The organism is Citricoccus sp. I39-566, from assembly GCF_031432995.1.
Lineage (GTDB): Bacteria > Actinomycetota > Actinomycetes > Actinomycetales > Micrococcaceae > Citricoccus > Citricoccus nitrophenolicus_A.
The window spans coordinates 177,468-198,823 of the sequence record NZ_CP133842.1 but is presented as its reverse complement, the minus strand read 5'-3'; the positions used below and the strand labels follow the sequence as shown (position 1 = coordinate 198,823).

General features: G+C 69.9%; 19 protein-coding genes. 16 read left to right on the top strand and 3 right to left on the bottom strand.

Annotation, left to right across the window (positions count from 1 at the left end; translation table 11 throughout):
• Positions 1-13: 13 nt before the first annotated feature.
• The 13 genes from RE421_RS00910 to RE421_RS00850 all read left to right on the top strand — a co-directional run bounded on the left by RE421_RS00910 (position 14) and on the right by RE421_RS00850 (position 15,596).
• Positions 14-1,711, top strand: coding sequence for a DUF885 domain-containing protein (locus tag RE421_RS00910; protein ID WP_309812816.1), 1,698 nt, complete (start codon positions 14-16; stop codon positions 1,709-1,711).
• Positions 1,708-2,955 (top strand): amidohydrolase family protein, encoded by a 1,248-nt coding sequence (locus tag RE421_RS00905; protein ID WP_309812813.1) that lies wholly within the window; start codon positions 1,708-1,710, stop codon positions 2,953-2,955. Before RE421_RS00910 ends, RE421_RS00905 begins: the two co-directional genes overlap by 4 nt.
• Before the next feature lie 114 nt (positions 2,956-3,069).
• Positions 3,070-3,963, top strand: coding sequence for a dihydrodipicolinate synthase family protein (locus tag RE421_RS00900; RefSeq protein WP_309812810.1), 894 nt, complete (start codon positions 3,070-3,072; stop codon positions 3,961-3,963).
• A 142-nt stretch (positions 3,964-4,105) separates the two neighbouring features.
• Positions 4,106-4,804: a GntR family transcriptional regulator gene (locus RE421_RS00895; RefSeq protein ID WP_309812807.1), complete on the top strand. Its 699-nt coding sequence runs from the start codon at positions 4,106-4,108 to the stop codon at positions 4,802-4,804.
• Positions 4,805-5,053: 249 nt separating this feature from the next.
• Positions 5,054-6,559 (top strand): alanine/glycine:cation symporter family protein, encoded by a 1,506-nt coding sequence (locus tag RE421_RS00890; protein WP_309812804.1) that lies wholly within the window; start codon positions 5,054-5,056, stop codon positions 6,557-6,559.
• 117 nt (positions 6,560-6,676) lie between these two features.
• A complete protein-coding gene (locus RE421_RS00885; protein WP_309812801.1) occupies positions 6,677-7,678 on the top strand; it encodes a proline racemase family protein in 1,002 nt (333 codons plus the stop codon).
• Positions 7,675-8,754 carry an ornithine cyclodeaminase family protein gene (locus RE421_RS00880; RefSeq protein ID WP_309812798.1) on the top strand — a complete coding sequence of 360 codons (1,080 nt, stop codon included), beginning with the start codon at positions 7,675-7,677 and terminating at the stop codon, positions 8,752-8,754. Before RE421_RS00885 ends, RE421_RS00880 begins: the two co-directional genes overlap by 4 nt.
• A complete protein-coding gene (locus tag RE421_RS00875; protein WP_309812795.1) occupies positions 8,747-9,958 on the top strand; it encodes an FAD-binding oxidoreductase in 1,212 nt (403 codons plus the stop codon). The genes RE421_RS00880 and RE421_RS00875 overlap by 8 nt, the downstream gene beginning before the upstream one ends.
• Positions 9,955-10,308 carry a (2Fe-2S)-binding protein gene (locus tag RE421_RS00870; RefSeq protein ID WP_309812790.1) on the top strand — a complete coding sequence of 118 codons (354 nt, stop codon included), beginning with the start codon at positions 9,955-9,957 and terminating at the stop codon, positions 10,306-10,308. The genes RE421_RS00875 and RE421_RS00870 overlap by 4 nt, the downstream gene beginning before the upstream one ends.
• The gene (locus RE421_RS00865) at positions 10,305-11,837 is read left to right on the top strand and encodes a (2Fe-2S)-binding protein (protein WP_309812787.1); all 1,533 of its coding nucleotides are present in this window, start codon (positions 10,305-10,307) and stop codon (positions 11,835-11,837) included. Before RE421_RS00870 ends, RE421_RS00865 begins: the two co-directional genes overlap by 4 nt.
• 21 nt (positions 11,838-11,858) lie before the next feature.
• Positions 11,859-13,331 (top strand): aldehyde dehydrogenase (NADP(+)), encoded by a 1,473-nt coding sequence (locus RE421_RS00860; RefSeq protein ID WP_309812783.1) that lies wholly within the window; start codon positions 11,859-11,861, stop codon positions 13,329-13,331.
• A gap of 33 nt (positions 13,332-13,364) precedes the next feature.
• Complete coding sequence (locus RE421_RS00855; protein ID WP_309812781.1) at positions 13,365-14,693, top strand: MFS transporter; 1,329 nt, start codon at positions 13,365-13,367, stop codon at positions 14,691-14,693.
• 9 nt (positions 14,694-14,702) lie between these two features.
• On the top strand, positions 14,703-15,596 hold the full coding sequence (locus RE421_RS00850) for a serine hydrolase (RefSeq protein WP_309812777.1): 894 nt from the start codon (positions 14,703-14,705) through the stop codon (positions 15,594-15,596).
• A 90-nt stretch (positions 15,597-15,686) separates the two neighbouring features.
• Here the strand turns inward: RE421_RS00850 and RE421_RS00845 are convergent, their stop codons facing one another.
• On the bottom strand, positions 15,687-16,196 hold the full coding sequence (locus RE421_RS00845) for an N-acetyltransferase (RefSeq protein WP_309812773.1): 510 nt from the start codon (positions 16,194-16,196) through the stop codon (positions 15,687-15,689).
• A 114-nt stretch (positions 16,197-16,310) separates the two neighbouring features.
• Here RE421_RS00845 and RE421_RS00840 point away from each other — a divergent pair, with 114 nt between their 5' ends.
• Positions 16,311-16,991: a DoxX family protein gene (locus RE421_RS00840; protein WP_309812770.1), complete on the top strand. Its 681-nt coding sequence runs from the start codon at positions 16,311-16,313 to the stop codon at positions 16,989-16,991.
• 70 nt (positions 16,992-17,061) lie between these two features.
• Here RE421_RS00840 and RE421_RS00835 read toward each other — a convergent pair whose 3' ends face one another.
• Positions 17,062-17,718, bottom strand: a complete 657-nt coding sequence (locus RE421_RS00835) for a helix-turn-helix domain-containing protein (RefSeq protein ID WP_309812767.1) — start codon at positions 17,716-17,718, stop codon at positions 17,062-17,064.
• 83 nt (positions 17,719-17,801) lie between these two features.
• Between RE421_RS00835 and RE421_RS00830 the strand changes: the two genes are divergently transcribed.
• Positions 17,802-19,400, top strand: a complete 1,599-nt coding sequence (locus tag RE421_RS00830) for an MFS transporter (RefSeq protein WP_309812765.1) — start codon at positions 17,802-17,804, stop codon at positions 19,398-19,400.
• Positions 19,401-19,411: 11 nt separating this feature from the next.
• Here the strand turns inward: RE421_RS00830 and RE421_RS00825 are convergent, their stop codons facing one another.
• Complete coding sequence (locus RE421_RS00825; protein ID WP_309812761.1) at positions 19,412-20,005, bottom strand: cyclodeaminase/cyclohydrolase family protein; 594 nt, start codon at positions 20,003-20,005, stop codon at positions 19,412-19,414.
• 82 nt (positions 20,006-20,087) lie between these two features.
• Between RE421_RS00825 and RE421_RS00820 the strand changes: the two genes are divergently transcribed.
• Positions 20,088-21,338, top strand: coding sequence for an AI-2E family transporter (locus RE421_RS00820; RefSeq protein WP_309812758.1), 1,251 nt, complete (start codon positions 20,088-20,090; stop codon positions 21,336-21,338).
• Positions 21,339-21,356: the final 18 nt, after the last annotated feature.

Below are 21,356 nucleotides of genomic sequence, written 5' to 3'. Positions count from 1 at the left end.
CCGAAGGAGTCCCATGACCGTCGACGTCCGTTCGACCGCAACCGATGAGAAGATCGACGTGCTCACCAGGCGCGTCTGGGAACGCAGGCTGGTGGACTTCGGCGGTGCCGAGGAAGCGTGGGTCGACGAGCACGTGGCCGCCGGCCTGCCCGACGTTGGCGCCGCCGCGTACCAGCGCCGCGCGGACGAGGCGACGGCAGTGCTCCGCGAGATTGAGGAGCTGCGCTCCGGGTCGTTGTCCACCCGCGGCCGGGAAAGCCTGGACGTGCTCGAGTACCAATCCCGCACCACCGTGCAGATGGCGGAACTGCGCGAATACGAGGCACCCGCCACCTCGGACAGCTCGCCGTGGGGTGAACTCCTCGACCGGGCCCGCACCCCCATCAACACCCTGGAGGATGCCGATGCCTACCTGCAGCAGCTGGCGGACATCCCCCGCTACCTCGCACAGGTTGTGGAGAACATGCGCAACGGCCTGCAGCGCGGGTTCGGGCCTGCCCGGATCTCGATGGCCGGCCGGGACGCCATCGTCCGCACGGTCGCGGAAGACGAACCCGGTAATCCCTACCGCGCCGTGCTGCGCAGCCTTCCCGCTTGGCTGGGGCAGGAGCAGGTTCTCAGCCGCCAGAATCAGGCCGACGGGCTCGTGGAAGACGGAGTCATCCCCGCCTTCCGCGACCTCCAGGCATTCCTGACCGGGGAATACCTGCCCGGCCTGCCCGAACAGATCTCCAGTGTCGAGCGCTACGGCAGGGACTACTACAACAAGCAGGTCTACCGGCATTGCGCCCTGGAGATCGAAGCCGAGGACATCCATGAAAGGGGCCTGGCCGCCGTCGAGGGCATCCTGGAGGAGATGCGGACCATCTCCCGCCGGGTCGGCTACGGCGAGGACCTCCAGGCCCTGTTCGCCTTCATGCGATCGGCTCCGCAGTTCTACGCCCGCACGCCCCAGGATCTACTCAACGAGGCGGCGTGGGAGGCGAAGATGTTCGACGGGGTGGTGCACCAGTACTTCGGCACCGTGCCGCGCACGCGGTTCCGCATCGCCGAGCCGGCCCCCGATCTGGCCCCCTATTACACGTTCGGACGGGGCGGCCTGGGCCTCTACACCCTGAACACCTACCCCCTGGACCAGCGTCCGCTGTACTCGCTGCCCGCCCTGACGCTGCACGAGGCGGCACCGGGCCACACCTTCCAGGTGTCCCTCGCCCTGGAGAACCCCGAGCTACCCGAGTTCCGTAAGAAATCCTACATCTCTTCCTACGGCGAAGGGTGGGCCCTGTACTGCGAGCGTCTCGGCGTGGAGATGGGCATGTACCGCACCGACTTCGAGCTGCTCGGCATGCTGTCCTTCCAGATGTGGCGGGCCGTGCGGATGGTGATCGACCCGGGCCTGCACGCGCTCGGGTGGACCCGGGAACAGGCCATTCAGTACCTGTATGACCACACCGCTATCGGTGAACACGAGGTCACCACCGAGGTGGACCGTTACATAGCCTGGCCAGGGCAGGCGCCCTCCTACGCACTCGGGCAGGCGACGATCGAGCGGCTGCGGGCCGAGGCCGAGTCGGCACTGGGTGCGGACTTCTGGCTGCCCGAATTCCACGACCAGATCCTGGCCCGGGGCTGCGTGCCCCTCGCCACCCTCCAAGACAGCATCGACGCGTGGATCGCCGGCCACGAGACCACCGAGGAGACCACTCCGTGAGCAACCGCACCATCATCACCAACGTCCTGGTCATGGACGCCGACCGCCCAGAGGGCGAAATCGAAACCGTGGTCTTCGCCAGAGGACTCATCGAATCGATCGGGGACAGCGTCGATGCCACCGGCGTGACCGAAACTGAAGGCACCGTGATCGACGGGACCGGGCGCACGCTCATCCCCGGACTGATCGACGCGCACCTGCACGCCTACGCCTCCGAGTTCGACGGCTTCGGCATCGACTCCTCGCCCACGAGCTTCGTCGCGCTGCAGGCATCCCGAAAACTCCGCGAGGCGCTGTACCGCGGCTTCACCACGGTTCGGGACGTCGCCGGCGGAGACCTCGGCCTGCAGCAGGCCCTGCAGCGCGGCGTGGTCGAAGGGCCGGACTACCTGTTCACCGGCCCGGCGCTGAGCCAAACCGGCGGCCACGGGGACGGCCGCACCCCCGGCGTCGAGGCCTGCGCCCACCACCACCACATGGGGGAAGTTGTGGACGGTGCGGACAACATCCGCCGCGTGGTTCGCGAACGGCTGCGCAGTGGTGCCCACGCCATCAAGGTCATGGCCTCTGGCGGCGTCGCCTCCCATGCCGACCCGTTGCGAGCTCCGCAGTACTCCCTGCCCGAGCTCGAGGCCGCAGCCGAGGAAGCGGAGCGTTTCGGCAGCTACGTCACGGCCCACGCCTACACGGCGGATGCGGTCCAGCGGGCGGTGCGATCCGGCATCCGCTGCATAGAGCACGGCAACCTCATTGACGACGAAACCATCAAGCTCATGGTCAAGCAGGGAACGGCACTGGTGCCCACCCTGATTGCCTACGATGCGATGGGCCGACGCGGGGAGCAGATCGGGATGACGGAGGACGCCCGGCAGAAGAACGCCGTCGTGTTGGACAAGGGTCGTGAGGCGGCACGCAAGGCCCACGATGCCGGCGTGAGCGTGGGGTTCGGTTCCGATCTCATGGGCGACCTCGACGACGAGCAACTGGCCGGGCTGCGCATCCACGTTGAGGTGCTCGGTCTGGCCGCCGCGCTGCGCAGTGCGACGGCCACCAATGCGCGGATCCTCGGTTTGACTGACCGCGGACGGATCGGCCCCGGCCTGCGTGCGGACGCGGTCCTACTCGGTGGGGACCTCCGTCAGTCACCGGCCGTGTTGTGGGATCCCGACGCGGATCGACAGGTCTATCTGGGAGGGCGGCTCGTGGGAGTGGAACCGGTGCGCTACCAGCGCGTGGGCGCGTAGAACGGCGTGGTTCATGGGTGACCGACCGTACAAACGGGGGTTGCCGGAAGTAGTGCTATGTAATATTGTACTGAGCATCGGCGCGGAAGCGCCCCCGACTTTCAGGAGGAAAACATGACCGATCGCAAGCCCTGGCACGGAGTCCTGGTGGCGACCAGCCTGCAGTTCAAGGAGGACCTGTCCGTGGACTACGCCGCTTTCGGCGAGAACGTGGCCTGGCTGGCCCGGCAGGGCTGCGACGGCGTCGCCCCGAACGGTTCGCTGGGCGAGTACCAGACCCTGTCCTTCGAGGAGCGCGACAAGGTGGTGGAGACCGCGGTGGCCTGTGCCCCGGAGGGGTTCACCGTCATGCCCGGCGTCGGTGCCTACTCGGGCCTGGAGTCAAAGCGCCACGCCCAGGTCGCCAAGGACCTGGGCGCCCAGGCCGTCATGGCCCTTCCGCCGAACGCCTACCGCGCGGACGAGCGCTCCATACTGGAGCACTTCGAGCTGATCGCCTCCGTGGGACTGCCGGTGACCGCCTACAACAACCCGATCGACACCAAGGTGGACCTGACCCCGCAGATCCTGGCCAAGCTCAGCAAGGAGGGTCTGGTCGTGGGCGTCAAGGAGTTCTCCGGCGACGTCCGCCGCTGCTACGAGGTCGCCGAGCTGGCCCCCGAGCTGGACCTGATGATCGGCACCGACGACACCGTGCTCGAAGTCGGCCTGGCCGGTGCCAAGGGATGGGTCTCCGGCTATCCGCAGGTCTTCCCGCAGGACACCATCAAGCTGTACCAGGCCTCTCTGGCCGGCGACCTGGAGACCGCCCTGCCGCTGTACCGCAAACTGCACCCCGTGCTGCGCTGGGACTCCAAGACCGAGTTCGTCCAGGCCATCAAGCTCGGCCAGGACATGATCGGGCGCAACGGCGGGGCCAGCCGCCCGCCGCGCCGTCCGTTGTCCGCCGAGCACGAGGCCATCGTGCGCGCGGAGACCCAGAAACTGATCGACGCCGGCGTGCGCTGATCGGTACCGCAGGCGGCGTGCGGGCTGGGGGTGAGGTGCGGTTCGTGCCGCTCGCCGCCGGCTGCCGCCCGTCGTCGCCCTGGTGGCTGCCGGTGCCGGACTACAGTGGAGCGGGTATGCCGCGACGACGAAGGGTAACGACGTGACGAACGCCCCCGGGCTGAACCTGCCGCGCTTCGATGGTCGAACCAACCTGCGAGAAGACGTGGCCGCGTCCATTCGCGCCGCCCTCGTCACCGGCACCATGCAGCCCGGTGAGCTCTACTCGGCTCCACGCCTGGCCGAGCAGTTCGGCGTCTCCGCCACCCCGGTGCGCGAGGCGTTGCTGGACCTGGTCACCGAAGGCCATTTTGAGGTGGTCCGCAACAAGGGCTTCCGTGTCCGTCGCCTGAGCTCGGCCGAGCTGGACGATCTGGCGGAGGTCCGGCTGTTCCTGGAGCCGCCCGGGATGGCCGCTGCCGCGCGGTCAGCCGTGGACCCGGGGATCGCCGCGGCTATCGAGGCCTTGCGTCCGTTGGCCCACCGGATCGTCGACTACGCCCGGGATGGTGATCTGCTGGCCTACATTGCCGCGGATACGGAGTTCCACGTCGAGTTCCTGGCCGTGCACGGCAACGTCCAGCTCGTGGACCTCGTCCGGGACCTGCGCACCCGCTCGCGGCTGTTCGGTCTGGAAAAGCTGAAGGAGTCCGGTGCGTTGTCCGTCCTGGCGGAGGAGCACATCCGCATGGTCGACCTCGGTGCCGCCGCTCGGGCGGATTCCCTGGAATCGCTGACCCGGGAGCACATCGGCCATGTCCGCAAGGAGTGGGCGGACAGTCATCTCGAGTCGGATGGCTGACCTCCCGGCCTGATCGCGCCCGCTGGGAACCCCGAATGGCGGTGATTGTCCCCCGGTGCTGGACGACCAGCCTGGAGGTCTGTTTTGTGAGCTCTCCCGGCTTGCGGTGTACCCACTCTGTTAAGCCCAGGTAAAACCTCCTAGAACCTCTTTGCTTCAGAGCATGTGATATGTAATATTGCACTACGCGTGAGCCGCATCACTCGGTGAGGCGCGACGTCATCCACGACCACTATCCCCGAGGACCCCATGGAACTTCTGATTTCCATCAGCGACAACCTCTGGAATCCCATGGCGTACTTTGCGCTCGCCGTGGGACTCTTCTTCACCGTCCTTACCCGCGGGGCGCAGTTCCGGCTCATCGGCGAGACCATGAAGCAGATTTTCAAGCCCAAGGCCGAGGCGGACGGTATCTCCCCGCTCCAGGCCCTGCTGCTGACGATCTCCTCCCGGGTCGGCGTCGGCAACATCGCGGGCGTCGGGACGGCCATTGCCGCCGGTGGCCCCGGTGCCCTGCTGTGGATGGTGGTCTGCGCCCTTCTCGGCTCGGCCAGCTCCTTCGCGGAGTCCTCCCTGGCTCAGGTGTTCAAGCGCCGCGTGAACGGCGAGCACCGTGGCGGCATGCCCTTCTACGTCAAGTACGGCCTGCGCATCAAGTGGCTGGCCGCGGTGCTGGCCATCCTGACCATGGTTGGCTACGGCTTTCTGTTCCCGGGCGTGCAGTCCAACAACATCGCCGGCAGCCTCGAGCATGCCTTCGGCCTGCCCGTCTGGGTCTCCGCGATCATCGTCACCGGCATGCTCGGATTCGTGATCCTGGGCGGCACCCGCCGCATCGTCCATGCCGCCCAGTTCATGGTGCCGATCATGGCCGTCGGCTACATCCTGGTGGCCCTGGTCATCGTTGTCATCAACTACGCCGAGATCCTGCCCACCTTGGGTTTGATCATCTCCAGCGCCTTTGGCGCCAACGAGGTCTTCGCCGGCATGGCCGGTTATGCCGTCGCCTGGGGCGTGCGCCGCGCCGTGTTCTCCAATGTGGCCGGCGTGGGGGAGGGCACCTACGGATCTGCCGCCGCCTCCGTCAGCCACCCGGCCAAGCAGGGCCTGGTGCAGTCCTTATCCATCTTCATCGACACCGTGGTGGTCTGCTTCGCCACCGGCATCATGATCGTGATGACCGGCTCCTACAACGTGTTCCGCGAAAACGGCGACGTCGTGGTCAACAACCTTGACGGGATCGAGGCGGGATCCGCCTACACGCAAGAGGCCGTGAACTCGGTCCTGCCCGGTTTCGGCCCAGGTTTCGTGGCGGTCGCGTTGTTCTTCTTCGCCTTCACCACGCTGGTGGCGTTCTACTACATCGCCCACACCAATCTGGTGTTCCTGATGGGGCGTGAGCCGGGCTTCGTGGCCAACCTGGTCCTGAAGGTGGGCATGCTCGGCATCACTTTCTTCGGATCCGTGCAGTCCGCGGCGGCCATGTGGACCACCGGCGACATCGGCTACGCCACGCTGGGCTGGATCAACATGATCTGCATCCTGCTGCTGTCCCCGGTGGTCTATAAGGTCATCCGCGACTACGACCGTCAGCGCAAGGCCGGCCTGGACCCCGTCTTCGTCCCGAGCGAGCTGGGCATCACCGGCGCCGAATTCTGGGAACAGGCTGGCGACACCGTGGAGACCGGTCCCGGGAACACGGTCAGCAAGCCCGGCACCTACCGCTGGGTGGCCGGCGAGAGGCCGCGGGGCTGACCCCGGAATATGTGATGTGACATCGCACAAAACGTGGACCGCACCACCCCGGTGGAGCACACCGCCGGCCGCCGCAGCAACCACGAGCAATCACGAGCAACCACGAGAGGCTCCAGCATGAGGACCAGCCGTATATTCCACGCCGTGGACTCCCATACCGAAGGCATGCCCACCCGGGTCATCACCGGCGGGATCGGGACCATCCCCGGATCTACCATGGCCGAACGCCGGCTGTACTTCATGGAACACCTCGACGGCATCCGCACGCTGCTGATGACCGAGCCCCGCGGCCACGCCTCCATGAGCGGGGCGATCCTTCAGCCGCCCACGCGGGACGACGCCGATTACGGGGTCCTCTTCATCGAGGTCTCCGGCCTCCTGCCGATGTGCGGCCACGGGACTATCGGCGTGGCCACCGTGCTGGTGGAGACCGGCATGGTCGAGGTCGTCGAGCCGGTCACCCGCCTCCGTCTGGACACCCCGGCCGGCCTCGTCATCGCGGACGTTGCCGTCGAGGACGGCCGGGCCGCCTCCGTGACCATCCAGAACGTCCCCTCCTACGTCGACCGCCTCGACGCCACCGTGGAGGTCGCCGGCTTCGGCGCCGTCGGCTACGACATGGCCTTCGGTGGCAACTTCTATGCCGTCGTGGACCTGGAGGAGTTGGGACTGCCCTTCGAACGGGGCCGGAAGGATGACCTGCTGCGGGCCGGTCTGGCCATCATGGACGCCATCAACCGGACCGACGAGCCCGTGCACCTGGAACGTGAGGACATTCGCGGCTGCCACCACGTGTACCTCACAGCGCCCGGCTCCTCCGCCGGACACTCCCGGCACGCGATGGCCATCCACCCGGGCTGGTTCGACCGCTCTCCCTGCGGCACCGGCACGAGCGCGCGCATGGCCCAGTTGCACGACCGCGGCGAACTCGCCCTGGACACCGACTTCATCAACGAGTCCTACATCGGCTCCCGCTTCATCGGCCGGCTGGTCGGCGAGACGACCGTGGGAGGCCGCCCCGCCGTCGTGCCCACCGTGACCGGACGCGCTTGGCTGACCGGGACCGCGCAGTACTTCCTCGACCCGACCGACCCGTTCCCGGAGGGATTCCTGCTGTGAGCCTGCCCCACATCGACGCTGACACCATCCGCCGGATCCTGCCCTTCGAGCGTGCCGTGCGCGCCATCGAGGACGGGCTAGCAGGAGCCGTCGACCCCGAGCGGGACAGCCCGCGGCTGTTCAGCCCAGCCCCGGACGGGGAGTTCCTCCTGATGCCCACGGAAGGCGGTCCTCGCTACACGGGCGTCAAGGTCGCCACGATCGCCCCACAGAATCCTGGGCGGGGCCGGGAGAAGATCCAGGGCGTGTACGTGCTGTTCGACGCCCACACGCTGGCCCCGCTGGCGACCATGGAGGCGGCCAGCCTGACTGCCATTCGCACGCCGGCCACCACGCTGACGGCCATCAAGCACATCGCGGCCGCCGCCCCCGAGGGAGACCAGCTGGGCAACACCCCGCGGATACTGGTCTTCGGAGCCGGTGTCCAGGGCCTCAACCACCTTCGCGCGGCCCGGTCGCTGTTCCCCCGGGCCACCCTTCAGGTGGTCGGGCGCACCCCGGAACGCAGGGCGGCCCTCGTCCGGACGCTGGCGGCCGAGGGCATCGAGGTCGAGCCCGTCACCGACGCCACGGGATCTGCACCGAGCGACGCCGGCCCACCCGGCTCGGGCGGCGTCACCGATGACGTCGCTGCCGCAATCTCCGCCGCCGACATCATCATCTGCGTGACCACCTCGTCCAGACCTCTGTTCGACGGCGCCCTCCCGCGCGACGGGGCGATCATCGCCTCGGTGGGCCAGCACGGCCTGGGAGCCCGCGAGGTGGACGCCACCCTGGTCCGGCGCAGCGACGTGGTGGTCGAGGGCCGCGCTTCCTCCTGGCGCGAAAGCGGGGACCTCGTCCCCGCCCGCAGCGCCGAGGAGTGGCAGGCCATGGACCTGCCCAACCTCAAGGACCTCGTGGCCGGCCGCCTGCAGCGCCGGACCGGGACCTGCTGCCTGTTCACCGGCGTCGGGATGTCCTGGGAGGACCTGGTCCTGGCCGAGGCCGTGTACGAGGGCCTGGACCGCCGGCCAGCCCCGGCCCCCGAGGAGACCGCGGGGCAGGCGCCCCAGGCGGAGGTGCACCATGGCTGACACCAGAACCGCCACCAGTGACGTGGTGGTGATCGGCGGCGGCGTCATCGGGGCCGCCATCGCCTACTTCGCCACTGTGGAAGGCCTTGGAGTCACCGTGCTGGAACGGGACCTGCCCGCCAACGGCACCTCCTCGGCCTGTGAGGGCAATATCCTCATCTCGGACAAGGAACTCGGGCCCGAGCTTGAGCTGGCCCGCTACTCCCTGGACGTCTGGAACGACGATCTGGCCGAGCACGCCCACCTGTGGGAGTTCGAGTCCAAGGGCGGCATCATCGTCGCCTCGAAGCCGTCCAGTCTGGAATCGCTGAACCGGCTGACGGACACCCAGCGCGGCTACGGCGTGGACGCCCAGGATCTGTCCATCGACCAGCTACGCGACCTGGAACCCCACATCTCGCCGGATGCTCTCGGCGCCGCCTTCTATCCTGAGGACAGCCAGGTACAGCCCATGCTCGTGGCAGCGCACCTATTGAGGCTGGCCCGCCGACGCGGCGCTCGCGTCGTCACCGGGGCGCAGGTCACCGGTGTGCTGCGCGAGGGCGAGAAGGTCACCGGGGTGCGCACCGGCGTCGGCGACTTCTCGGCCGGCGCCGTGGTCAATGCGGCCGGCACGTGGGCCTCCTCCGTGGCCGAGCTGGCCGGTGTGAGAGTGCCCGTGCTGCCGCGGCGGGGGTTCGTCATGGTGACCGAGCCGATGCGGCCCATGGTCCACCACAAGGTCTACGCTGCCGAATACGTGGACAACGTGGGCAGTTCGGACGCCGGTCTGCAGGCCTCTCCCGTCATCGAGGGGACCCCCGCCGGATCCATCCTCATCGGCTCCAGCCGCGAGCGGATCGGTTTCGACCGGACCGTCTCCGTCCCGGCCCTGGCCACGATCGCCCGCAATGCGGTGGCGCTGTTCCCCTTCCTGGACCAGGCCAAGGTGCTGCGGCACTACCACGGCTTCCGCCCCTACTGCCCGGACCACCTGCCCGTGATCGGCCATGACGACCGGGCACCTGGGCTCTGGCACGCGGCCGGCCATGAGGGTGCCGGCATCGGGCTGTCCGCCGGCACCGGCAAACTCATGGCCCAGGCGCTGGCCGGCCGTGAACCGGAGATTCCCCTGGGGGCCTTCGCGCCGCATCGCTTCGGGACCCTCAGCAGATCCGCCGAGGCAGGCCCATCGACCCACGCAACCGCGGAGGAGGCTCAGTGAAGACCACCCGGAACCAGAACCAGGGGGCCGCAGCGGTGGAGATTACCGTCAACGGCCGGCCCGTCACCGCCACGGCTGGAACCACTGTCGGCGCCGCCCTGATGTCCGAGGGTGTCCACTCCTGGCGGCGCACCCGGCACGAGGGCCGTCCGCGCGGTTTGTTCTGCGGGATCGGGGTGTGCTTCGACTGCCTCGTGGAGGTGGACGGCCATCCGAACCAGCGGGCCTGCCTGGTCACGGTGCGCGAGGGCATGGCCATCGAGGGCGCCATGGCTGATACCGACGACCCGAACCGTGCTGAGAGGGCCACCGATGGCGTCCTCGGCACTCACGGAGGGGGAACCGCATGACCGCGACAGTATACGACGTGGCGGTCGTCGGGGCAGGACCGGCCGGATTGGCCGCCGCCGGCGCCGCCGCTGAACGAGGGGCGACCGTGGTGTGCGTGGACGGCAACGACCAGCCCGGGGGCCAGTTCTGGCGCCACCCGGACGAGCAGGCCCAGCCCGCCTACGATGGCGCCGGCCACCACGGCTGGAAGACCTACCTCCGGTTGCGGCGGCGCTTCGAGGCCGGCCGCACCTCCGGGCAAATCACCTACCTGCCGGGGCGCCACGTGTGGATGCTCCAGGCCGACGGCGGGCCCGCCGGTGGCGGGTCCGCAGGCGACGGGTTCGTGCTGCGCACCAATGCCGCCCATGACGTCGGCGCCCGGCCGGAAGCGTCAACCGTCCGGACCCGCCGGCTCGTGCTGTGCACGGGTGGACACGACCGCCAATTGCCGGTCCCCGGCTGGGACCTGCCCGGGGTCATGGCCGCAGGCGGCATCCAGGGGTACCTGAAGACCAACGGCACCCTGCCAGGGACGTCCATGGTCATCGCCGGCACGGGGCCGTTCCTGCTGCCCGTCGCCGCCACCGTGGCCGAGGCTGGCGGTACGGTGCGCGCCGTGTGCGAATCCACCAACTTGACCGGCTGGCTGCCCCGGCTCGGCACGGCGGTCCGGTTGCCCTCCAAGGGACTGGAGGGCGCCGAGTACGTCGCGGCCCTGGTGCGTCACCGGATCCCGTACCGGCTGAGGACGGCGGTCATCGCGATCCTCGGGACCGACCGAGTGGAGGCCGTGCGGACGGCGCGCCTCGACGCCGCCGGGCAACCCCTCCCCGGGACGGAGCGCACCATCGAGGGCGTGGACACGGTCGGCCTTGGCTGGGGATTCACCCCGCAGCTCGAACTCCCGGTCTCGCTGGGAGCGGCCACGACCACCGACGCCGACGGGTCGCTCATCTGCACCGTGGACGGACGCCAAGAGTCCTCCGTGCCCGGCCTGTACCTGGCGGGGGAGATCACCGGAGTCGGAGGGGCTGTGCTGGCCGTCGCCGAGGGCGAGATCGCCGGTGCCGCCGCGGGCGGACGGGCCGGCCGGGGACGCCGGCGGGAAGACCGCACCGTGCGAACTCACCGGGCCTTCGCCCGCGCCATGCACGAGGCCCACCCGGTGCCGGCCGGCTGGCAGGAATGGCTCGAGGACGACACCATCGTGTGCCGCTGTGAGGAGGTCACGGCCGGGGAGATCACCGGCGCGCGGGATGACCTCGGCGCCGCGGATGCCCGGTCCATGAAGTCCATGACCCGTGCGGGAATGGGCTGGTGCCAAGGCCGGATGTGCGGCTTCGCCACGGCCTGTCTGGCCGTCGGCGGTGTAGCGGACGAAGCATCACTGCGCTCCGTGGCCAAGCGGCCCGTCGCCCACCCCATCACACTCGCCGAGGTCGCCGCTCTGGGTGAGCCACCGACCATCGATGAGCCGGACGCCCGCCTCCGTGCCGCTGCCCTCGACTACCAACTACCACCCGACCCTCAGCCACCACACGCCTGACCAGCACTCCAGGAGGAATCCATGACCATGGACCAGATGTCCGCCACCGAAGCCACCACCCCTGAGCACCTCGAAACCCTGCTGGCCGCCGCCGAACCGGCCTCCCGGGCATGGGCCGCGGCCACCCCGGTCCGCCGCGCCGAGGTGCTGGACGTCGTCGCGCAGGCCCTGGACGGCGCCGCCGACGAGCTCGTCCCCCTGGCCATGTCCGAGACCCACCTGGCCGAAGGGCGCTTGCGCGGGGAGCTGAAGCGCACCACGTTCCAACTTCGCCTGTTCGGTGACGTGCTGCGGGACGGCCACTACCTGGACGTGCGGATCGACCCGGCCGACGCCGACTGGCCGATGGGAGTCCCGCGCCCGGACCTGCGCCGGTGGAAGGAGGCCCTGGGGCCGGTGGTGGTCTTCGCGGCCAGCAACTTCCCCTTCGCCTTCTCCGTGGCCGGCGGGGACACCGCCTCTGCGCTCGCCGCCGGCAACGCTGTGCTGCTCAAAGCCCACCCCGGCCACGCCGGACTCTCACACCGCACCGGCCAGATCCTCACCGAGTCCCTGCGTGCCGCCGGCGCCCCGGACGGTCTGTTCGCCGTGATCTATGGCCGTGAGGCCGGCACCACCGCGTTGAAGGACTCCCGGGTCAAAGCCGGCGGCTTCACCGGTTCCATCCCGGGCGGCCGCGCCCTGTTCGACCTGGCCACCTCCCGCCCCGATCCCATCCCGTTCTACGGTGAGCTCGGCAGCAACAACCCCGTGTTTGTGACGGCCGGGGCCGCCGCATCCCGCACCAATGAGATCGCCGAGGGGTTTCTCTCCTCCGCCACCATGGGCGCCGGGCAGTTCTGCACCAAGCCGGGCACCCTGGTCGTGCCGGCCGGATCCGGTCTCGTGGACCGGTTGCGCGGGGCCGCGCTCGCCGAGCCGGCCACACTGCTGAACGAGCGGATTCAAGAGGGTTACACGTACGTGCTGGAACAGCTGTCCGGCCACCCTGCCATCGACGTCCTCGCCCAGGGTGACGACCCGCTAGCCGATCCGCCAAGCCCCACCCTGCTGCGCACCACCGCGGAGGACATGCTCGCGGACCCGGACGCGCTGCAGCGCGAGTGCTTCGGCCCGACGGCCCTGGTGGTGGAGTACTCCGACGAGTCCCAGCTGGTGGAAGTGGCCGAGTCCTTTGAAGGCCAGCTCACCGCTACCGTGTTCGCCGCCGAGGACGAGGACGTCCGTGACCTGGTGACTGTCCTGGCCCGAAAGGCTGGCCGCGTGCTGTGGGGCCAGTGGCCCACCGGCGTCTCCGTCACCTATGCCCAGCAGCATGGCGGTCCCTACCCGGCCACCACCGCAGTCGGCTTCACCTCCGTGGGCACCGCCGCGATCGAACGCTGGCTGCGGCCCGTGGCCTACCAGGGCTTCCCGCAAGCTCAATTGCCCGAGGCTTTGCGTGACGAGAACCCGCTCGACATCCCCCAGACGGTCAACGGCCGCACACGCTAACCACGACCCACGGATTGGAAACTCGCCGAAACCATGGAAACCACTGTTGCCCCGGCACGTACCGGGGACGATGTGCGCGGCATCCGCAAGGTGATGTCCGCTTCCGCCATTGGCCACTTCGTCGAATGGTTCGACTTCGCCGTCTACGCCTACGCCGCGCCGGTGATTGCCCGCCAGTTCTTCCCTGAATTCGACGCTACCGCAGCGTTGTTGTCCACTTTTGCCGTGTACGCAGTCGGCTTTATCGCCAGGCCCGTCGGGGCCTTCCTGTTGGGAGGCCTCGGTGACCGATTTGGTCGGAAGAAGGTACTGGCATGCGTCATCCTGCTGATGGGAGTGGCCACTACCTTGATTGGCCTGTTGCCGACATACGCGGTGATCGGCGTCGCTGCGCCGATCCTCCTGGTCGTGCTGCGTATGCTCCAGGGGCTGTCAGCGGCGGGTGAGACGATCGGCTCCAATTCCTTCGTAGCGGAGCATTCTCCCGTTGCCTCGCGTGGTCGGAACGTGGGTATCGTCTACACGGCATCGAACCTCCCTCCGGTGATCGCGGCCCTGCTGGTGTTGGCACTCACCGCGATCATGCCCGGGGAGACTTATGAGGAGTGGGGTTGGCGGATCCCCTTCCTCCTTGGTGCGCCGTTGGCAGCGGTCGGACTATATATCCGCACCAAGGTGGACGAGTCGCCGGCCTTTGTGGAGATGCGCGAGACCCGCCAGGTGGAGTCCGCCCCGATTCGCACGGTGTTTATCGAGCACTGGCGGTCCATGCTGTTCGTGTTCTCCATGGCCGCCGTGGCCAGCCTCGGCTACTACTCGTTGACCGGATACTTCTACTCATACATGACGGTGACTATCGGCCTATCCAACCACGTTGCATTAATCTCCAACAGCGTCGCCCTGTTGGTCACGTTCTTCACGGTGCCGGTCGTGGCCGCGATCTCGGATCGCGTCGGACGTCGCCGGACGCTGCTGGCCGCGATCGTCTTCAGCGCGATAGTGACTGTACCCGCCTACCTGCTCGTCGGCGATGGGACCATGGCGGCCGCCATCACGGCTCAGGCACTACTCGGCTTGGCCCTAGGTGCGGTGTTCGGACCGGCCGGCCCCGCCTACGTGGAGATGTTCCCGGCTCGAGTCCGCTATACAGGGGCCTCGATCAGCTACAACATGGCGTTCACCATCTTCGGCGGCACGGCCCCGCTGCTGGCCACAGGACTGATCGCCTGGACGGGCAACGAGATCGCCCCGGCGTGGTACATCCTTGCCGTCACGGTGCTGGCTGGCGTGGTGCTCTGGTCGATGCCGGAGACTCGGCATCGGTCTATGAGTGATCTGCCGCAGGAGGAGCCTGCCTCGTAGTCTGGGTTGATGGAGAGTCATGGGGTCCCCGGCGGTACGTTGTCCACCGTCCGCGCCGTGCCGCTGGAGGTTTTCCCGGTGGCGTGTACCGGGTTGTGCTTCGCCGTCCGGTTCGCGGACGGGAGGGAACTGGCCCACGACGCCGGCGCCCGGCACCCGCTGTCCGGTACCGGGAAGCTGGTGCTGGCCTGCGCGGTGGCCCGCCTGGCTGGGCGGGACGCGGAACTGCTCGGGCAACGCCTCACGCTGACCGACCGGCACCGGGCCGGGGCACGGGCGGGCACCCTCCGGCTGATGAGCGGCGAGCTGAGCCTGACCGTGGAGGACGCGATGGCCCTGATCGTCGGCACCGGGGAGGCGATGGGCGTGCTCGCCGTGCTGGAGCTCCTCGACGACCGGGGGATCGACGTGGCGGCCGAGGCGCGGGACCTCGTGGCCGAGCGCGGCCTTCAGGACACCGAGATCACGGGCCCGGAGACGGCGGACGGCACCAGTTGGGGCGAGGGCCTGACCGGGTGGACCACCCCGGCCGACCTCTGCACCCTGCTGTCCGACCTGCCCGGGCCGGCGCTCCGGTGGATGGGCGCGGCGTTCGAGCCGGCCGGGCTCGCCAGCGGGCTGCCGGGCTTCGGGCCGCGCACCGTGCCCCATCAGACGGTCGCCGGCGGAGGACGGCCAACGGGCGCCGACGGTTCCGGCGATGACGTCGGTGCCGGCAGCCCACGCGGCTGGGCCTCCGTCCTCGTGCTGCCCGGCGCCGTGGTGGCCGCCTTCCTCCCGGCCGAGCCCCCGGCCGGCCCCGACTCCGACGATGCCGCGGACGGCACGGCTCTGACGCCCCTGCAGGCGTCCAGCGCCCTGGGCTCGCTCGGACTGTCGGCCTGGCAGGACCTCTCGGCCTGAGCTCCGCCTGTACTCCGTCTGCACTCCGCCCGAGCCGGGCCGGGGCTCCGCCCGAACCTCGTACGGACAGCTGGGCTGCAGGCTGCCGGACTACAGGCCGAAGGCCCGCGCGTAGTGCACCGTCCCGGTGGGGATCGGCCCGTCCCGGCGCAGTCCCAGCACCATCAGGGCCTCGTCCGGGACCTCGAACTCCACGCGAACCCCGGAATGCGCGGCACGCTCGAAGCCGAACCTCGGGTAGTACTCCGGGTGCCCCAGGACGACGACGGTCCGCTCCCCGCGTTCCCGGGCCGCCTCGAGCGCGGCGCGGATGGCGGCGGAGCCGGCGCCGGTTCGCTGGTGCTCCGGCACCACGGCGCAGGGCGCAAGGGCCAGGGCGGGGGCGTCGCCGATGTGGCATCGCGTGAGCAGGGCGTGGGCCACCGGCCGGTCGGCGCCGTCCACGGCCACGAGGGACAGGTTCTCCCAGGCCGGATCCTTGCGCAGCCGGTCCACCAGGTCGGCTTCGTCGGCCCGGCCGAAGGCCGAGAGGTTCACGTGCCGGACGGCCTCGGCGTCGTCCGGTCGTTCGGGGCGGGTGCTCCAGTGCAGGGTGGCCATGTCTCGAGGGTAAGGGGTGGTCGCCTTGGCGCGGGCTGGCAGTCCTCTGTGCATCCTCTCCCGCGGCGCGCGTCAGGTTGACCGCGAGGCGCCGTGCGCGGGACGGTCGGAAGCATGCCCAGCTACGCCCGAACCACGGAGACCCGCACGCCCGAGACCCGCACGCCCGAGGTGAAGTCGCCCGAGGAGCGCGCCGCCGAGGCGCTCGCCGCCCGGGGTGACCACGCCGAGCCCCGAGGGGTGGAGTGGGCAGAGGCCGGCGGCGGACCGCTGCGCCGCCGCGCGGCCGGGGCCGCGTCCATGGCCGCCCCGGGGCAGGAGGCGGACGGCGATGCCGCGGAGCCAGCGTCCGCGGCCGAGGCGCCCGACGCCGAACGGACCGTGATCCCCATGCCCCAGCTGGCGCGGGACGCGGTGCTGCTCGTGGCCCGCGGGGTCATCGGGGTCATCCTCATGGCCCATGGACTGCAGAAGGTGTTCCAGGGGGTGTCCGCCACGGCCGAGGGCTTCGGCACCATGGGCATCCCGCTGCCGGAGGCCGCCGCGGTGCTCACCATGGCCGTGGAGATCGGCGGCGGTGCCCTGCTGATCCTGGGCCTGCTGACCCCGATCGCGGGCCTGCTGTCCGCCGTGATCCTCGCGGGTGCCATCGCGTTCGCGCACCTGGGCAACGGGATCTTCGCCGCCGATGGCGGCTGGGAGGTGGCCGCGGGACTGGGCGTGGGCGCCCTGGTGTTGGCCGTCGTCGGGCCCGGCCGGTTCAGCCTCGACCACATGCTGCTCCGCCGCCGCTAGCCGGCACCCCCCACTCCCGCTTTGAGGGCAATCCCCACGCGTGGGGATTGCCCTCAAAGTGGAGGGGTTGTCAGGGAGTGGCGGCGTCCTCGCCCTCCACCAGCGGGAACAGGCTGAGGTAGAGCCGCACCCGGCGGGACTCGGCCTCCTCGGCCGGCGCATTGCCCGAGGACCCGAGCGCCTCCCGGTGCCGGGCGATGACCTCCATGAGCTCCTCGCTCAGAGCCCTCGTCTGCTCGAGGGTCATGGTCATGGTGGTGGTGGTGTCCACGGAGGCGTCCACCCACTCTCGCGGTTCGCGGGGAGCGACGTCCAGATAGGCGCTGATGGCCTCCATGCGGCGACGCAGCCCCTCGTGCAGCACCGAGGTCATGACCCTCAGGTTCGCCGCGTCCTGGCCGAGTTCCTCCACGTGCATCCGGTAGCCGAGTGGCTTCCACCAGCGCTCCCGCCCGGAGCCGCGGCTGGTGTCCTCCTCCACGAGCCCGAGCTTCTCGAGCTGGCGCAGGTGGTAGCTCGTCTGGCCCGTGCTCTCCTGCAGGTGCTGGGCCAAGGCCGTGGCGGTGGCCGAACCCACGTCCGTCAGGCGAGAGTACATCGCCATCCGCAGGGGGTGGGCGAAGGCCTTCATCGTCTGGACGTCCATGGACCGCTCGGCGCGCAGCGGGGTGGTCGCAGGGGTGGTCGGCTCGGCGGCGTCGGGCGCCGGGGTCTTGTCATCGGCCATGTGCAGAGATACCTTTGCATAGACATTAATGCAGAGAAATCTCTGCATACACCTCTTGGCAACAGTCTACGAAGGCGGCGACCATGTTGCGCACCACCCCCGAGACGACCCCGCACTCCGCCGGCCCGCTCCCGGCGCCTCCTCCGGCGTCGGCCCCGGAACCTTCCCCGGTGCCTTCCCCGGCGCCTCCCCAGGAACGGCTCGGCCGGCCCTTCCACATGCACCTGTCCTCCGTGGCCCTGTCCAACCTCGTGGACGGCATGGTGCTGGTGGGCGTTCCGCTCCTGGCCGTGTCCCTGACCCGGTCCCCGCAGGAGATCGCCTGGCTCTCCACCCTCTTCTGGCTGCCGTGGCTGCTGTTCGGGCTCGCCTCCGGGGTCCTCGTGGACCGCCTGGACCGACGGACCGTGCGGCTGGCCGCCACGGCCGGGCGGGTGGTGCTGCTCGGCGCGGTGGCGGTGCTCGCCGCCACCGGGTACCTGTCCCTGGCCCTGCTGGTCGTCGCCATGGGCCTGTACGGGCTCACCCAGGTGCTCGTGGACCTCTCCGCCCGCGCGATCGTGCCCCAGCTCGTCCCCTCCTCCCGACTCGCGGCCGCGAACGGACGCACCATGGCGGCCGAACGCGTGTTCGACGACTTCATCGGCCGGCCCCTGGGCGGACTGCTCGTGGTGGCCGGTGCCGGCTGGCTGTTCGGCGCCGCGGCCGCCGTGGGCGTCACCGTGGTGCTGCTGCTGGCCCTCGGGCTGACCGGGCGGTTCCGCCCCGGGGACGCCCTGCCCGGCGCCGCGGCCGGACCGGAGGGGAGCACCGAGTCGGGCCAGGGGACCGAGCCCAGCGGCACGGAAGCCCAACCCAGCGGCACGCAGCCCGAGAGCGCGAAGGCCCCGGCCGGCGTCGTGCCCGCGGAGCCTGCCGGAGCGTGGCGCGAGGTGCGCCAGGGGCTGGGGTTCCTGGTGGGCCATCGGGTGCTGCGGCCGGTGGCGATCATGGCCTCCGCCGCGAACCTGGCGATGGCGGCCTACCTGTCCGTGTTCATCCTGTGGGTGGTGGGCTCCGGCTCGGCGGTGGGACTCACCACGGACCAGTATCCGCTGACCATGGTGGTGATGGCGGCCGGGGCCATCCTCGCCACCGTGGTGATCGAGCCCCTGAAGAACCGTCTGCCCGAGGTGCCGCTCATGCTGACCGGGTGGATGGCGCAGGTCCCGTTGCTGGTGCTGCCCGTGCTGTGGCCGCGGCTGGACGTGCTGCTGGCCGCGTGGTTCCTCAGCGGCTTCTGCAACATGACGGGCAACGTGCTGGCCATGACCCTGATGCAGCAGCTCACGCCCAACCACCTGCTGGGCCGTGTCAACGGGGCGACCAGCACACTGGCCTTCGGCCTCATGCCCCTGGGCGCGCTGGCCGGCGGGTTCGTGGGCGAGCGGCTCGGCCTGCCCGTGGTCTTCCTCGGCGCCGCCGCGGTGCTCGGCCTCGCCGTGCTCTACGCCATGCTCGCCATCCCGGCCCGGGGCGCCGGGACCACCGGGCCCGACGCCGGCCACGCGCCTCGGCCGGTCCCGTCACCTCCGTGGGTCAGGACACCGCTGACGGCCGGGCGCGACCTGCGCCCCACGGACCCGAGCGTCCAGCGGGTGCTGCGGGCCGGAGCACTGGGCGGCGGACCGGGACTGCGGTGACGGTGCGGCGCCTACTGCTGGATGCGCTCCCGGACCCGGTTGACGATCCCGTCCGCGCGCTGGATCAGGGCCTCGGCGTCCTCGATGTCCCGGCGGATGCGGGTCCGGGCCTGGTCATCCTTCAGGGGCGCCAGGTCGGTCTCGAGGGTGAGCGCGGCCGCCATCAGCGTGCCGCGCACGGCGGAGGTGCCGGCCCCCACATCACTGAGCACGGTCGAGTTGCAGTCCTCGAGCACCCGCTCGGCGAGGTCCAGGGCCTCGCGGCTGGCGGCGACCAGCGCCCGCGGGGGGCCGGCGGCCGCCGCCGTCTGCTCCTGGATGCGCTCGGACCGTTCCCGTTCCCGCGCGTCCGTGTCCTGGGGCAGGCCGAAGGCCTCGGCCACTTCGGCGAAGGCCCGCTCGTCGTCGTCGGACACGGAGAGGGCGTGGGTGGTCAGGGTGGCGGCCCGGCGGGCGAGGTCCTCGTGGTCGCTGAACCGGGCGGCCATGGCCAGCAGCCCGGAGCCCTGGGCCAGCAGCAGGGCACCGGTCGCGCCGCCGCCGGGGGTGGGCTTCCCGGAGGCCAGCCGTTCAACGTAGTCCTGGATCGTCTCATGGCGGATCATGCTCCGAGAGTAGCCGCCTCCGGGGCGAATCAGGGTGGTCCCGGAGGGTACGGCGTCCATGGCCCGCCGTAGACTCTCGGACGTGGACACTGCAGCAGCCGAGGGTCGAAGCCCCGGCAGGACCCCTGATCCGACCACCCACCGCATCTGGCCGCGGTTCCTGGTGATCGTGCTGAGCCTGGCGGGCCTGGTGATCGCGCTGCAGTTCGTGCAGGGCCTGCAGGCCATCGTGGGGCCGGTGTTCCTCGGCCTGAACCTGGTGATCATCGCCTATCCGCTGCAGGCCTGGCTGATCCGGCAGGGCGTGCACCGGTTCCTCGGCGCCACGGTCACGGTGGCCGTGGTGGTGGTGGTGCTGCTGGTGTTCATGGCCCTGATCCTGTGGTCCGCCTCCGAGCTGGTGATGGCCCTGCCCCAGTACGGGCAGCAATTCAACGAGATCTACAACAGCATGATCACGTGGGTGGGCAGCTTCGGCGTCACCCCGGACATGATGATGGAGCAGCTCTCCGGGCTGAACATGTCCACCGTGGTGTCCACCGCCACCGGGATCGTCACCGCCCTGCTCTCCAACGTCACCGCGATCCTGGGCCTGCTCGCCACCGTGGTGATGGCCGTGTTCTTCCTGGCCATGGACTCCGTGGCCGTGGACCGCCGGATGGCCCTGCTGAACACCGCCAAGTACGAGCTCGGCACCGCCTTGGGCGCCTTCGCCTCCGGGGTGCGCCGCTACTGGATCGTCACCACCATCTTCGGCCTCATCGTTGCGGTGCTGGACGTGGCCGCACTCGCGATCATCGGCGTGCCCATGATCTGGGTGTGGGGCGTGCTGAGCTTCCTGACGAACTACATCCCCAACGTCGGCTTCATCATCGGCATGGTCCCGCCCGCCCTGCTCGGCCTGGTGGAGGGCGGCTGGGGGGCGTTCTTCGCGGTCGTGGCCGCCTACTCGGTGCTGAACTTCGTGATCCAGGCGATCATCCAGCCCAAGTTCACCGGCGAGTCCGTGGGCGTGATCCCCACGGTCTCCTTCCTGTCCCTGCTGTTCTGGGCGTGGATCCTCGGCCCGCTCGGCGCGATCCTGGCCCTGCCGGCCACGCTCCTGCTGAAGGCCATCATGATCGACGCCGACCCCCAGTCCCGCTGGATCAACTCCTTCATCGCCTCGGACCTCAAGGGCATGGAGGCGCGGCTGCAGCAGGCCAGGGCGGAGACGGCGGCGGACACGGCCGACGGGGCCGACGGGGCCAGGGAGGCGTCCGGGCCCGCCGAGGCCACCGGGACCGTGGAGGCCGAGCCGGCCGGCCGTCGTCGGGAATCAGGCGAGGTCTAGGAGTTCATGCGGACCGGG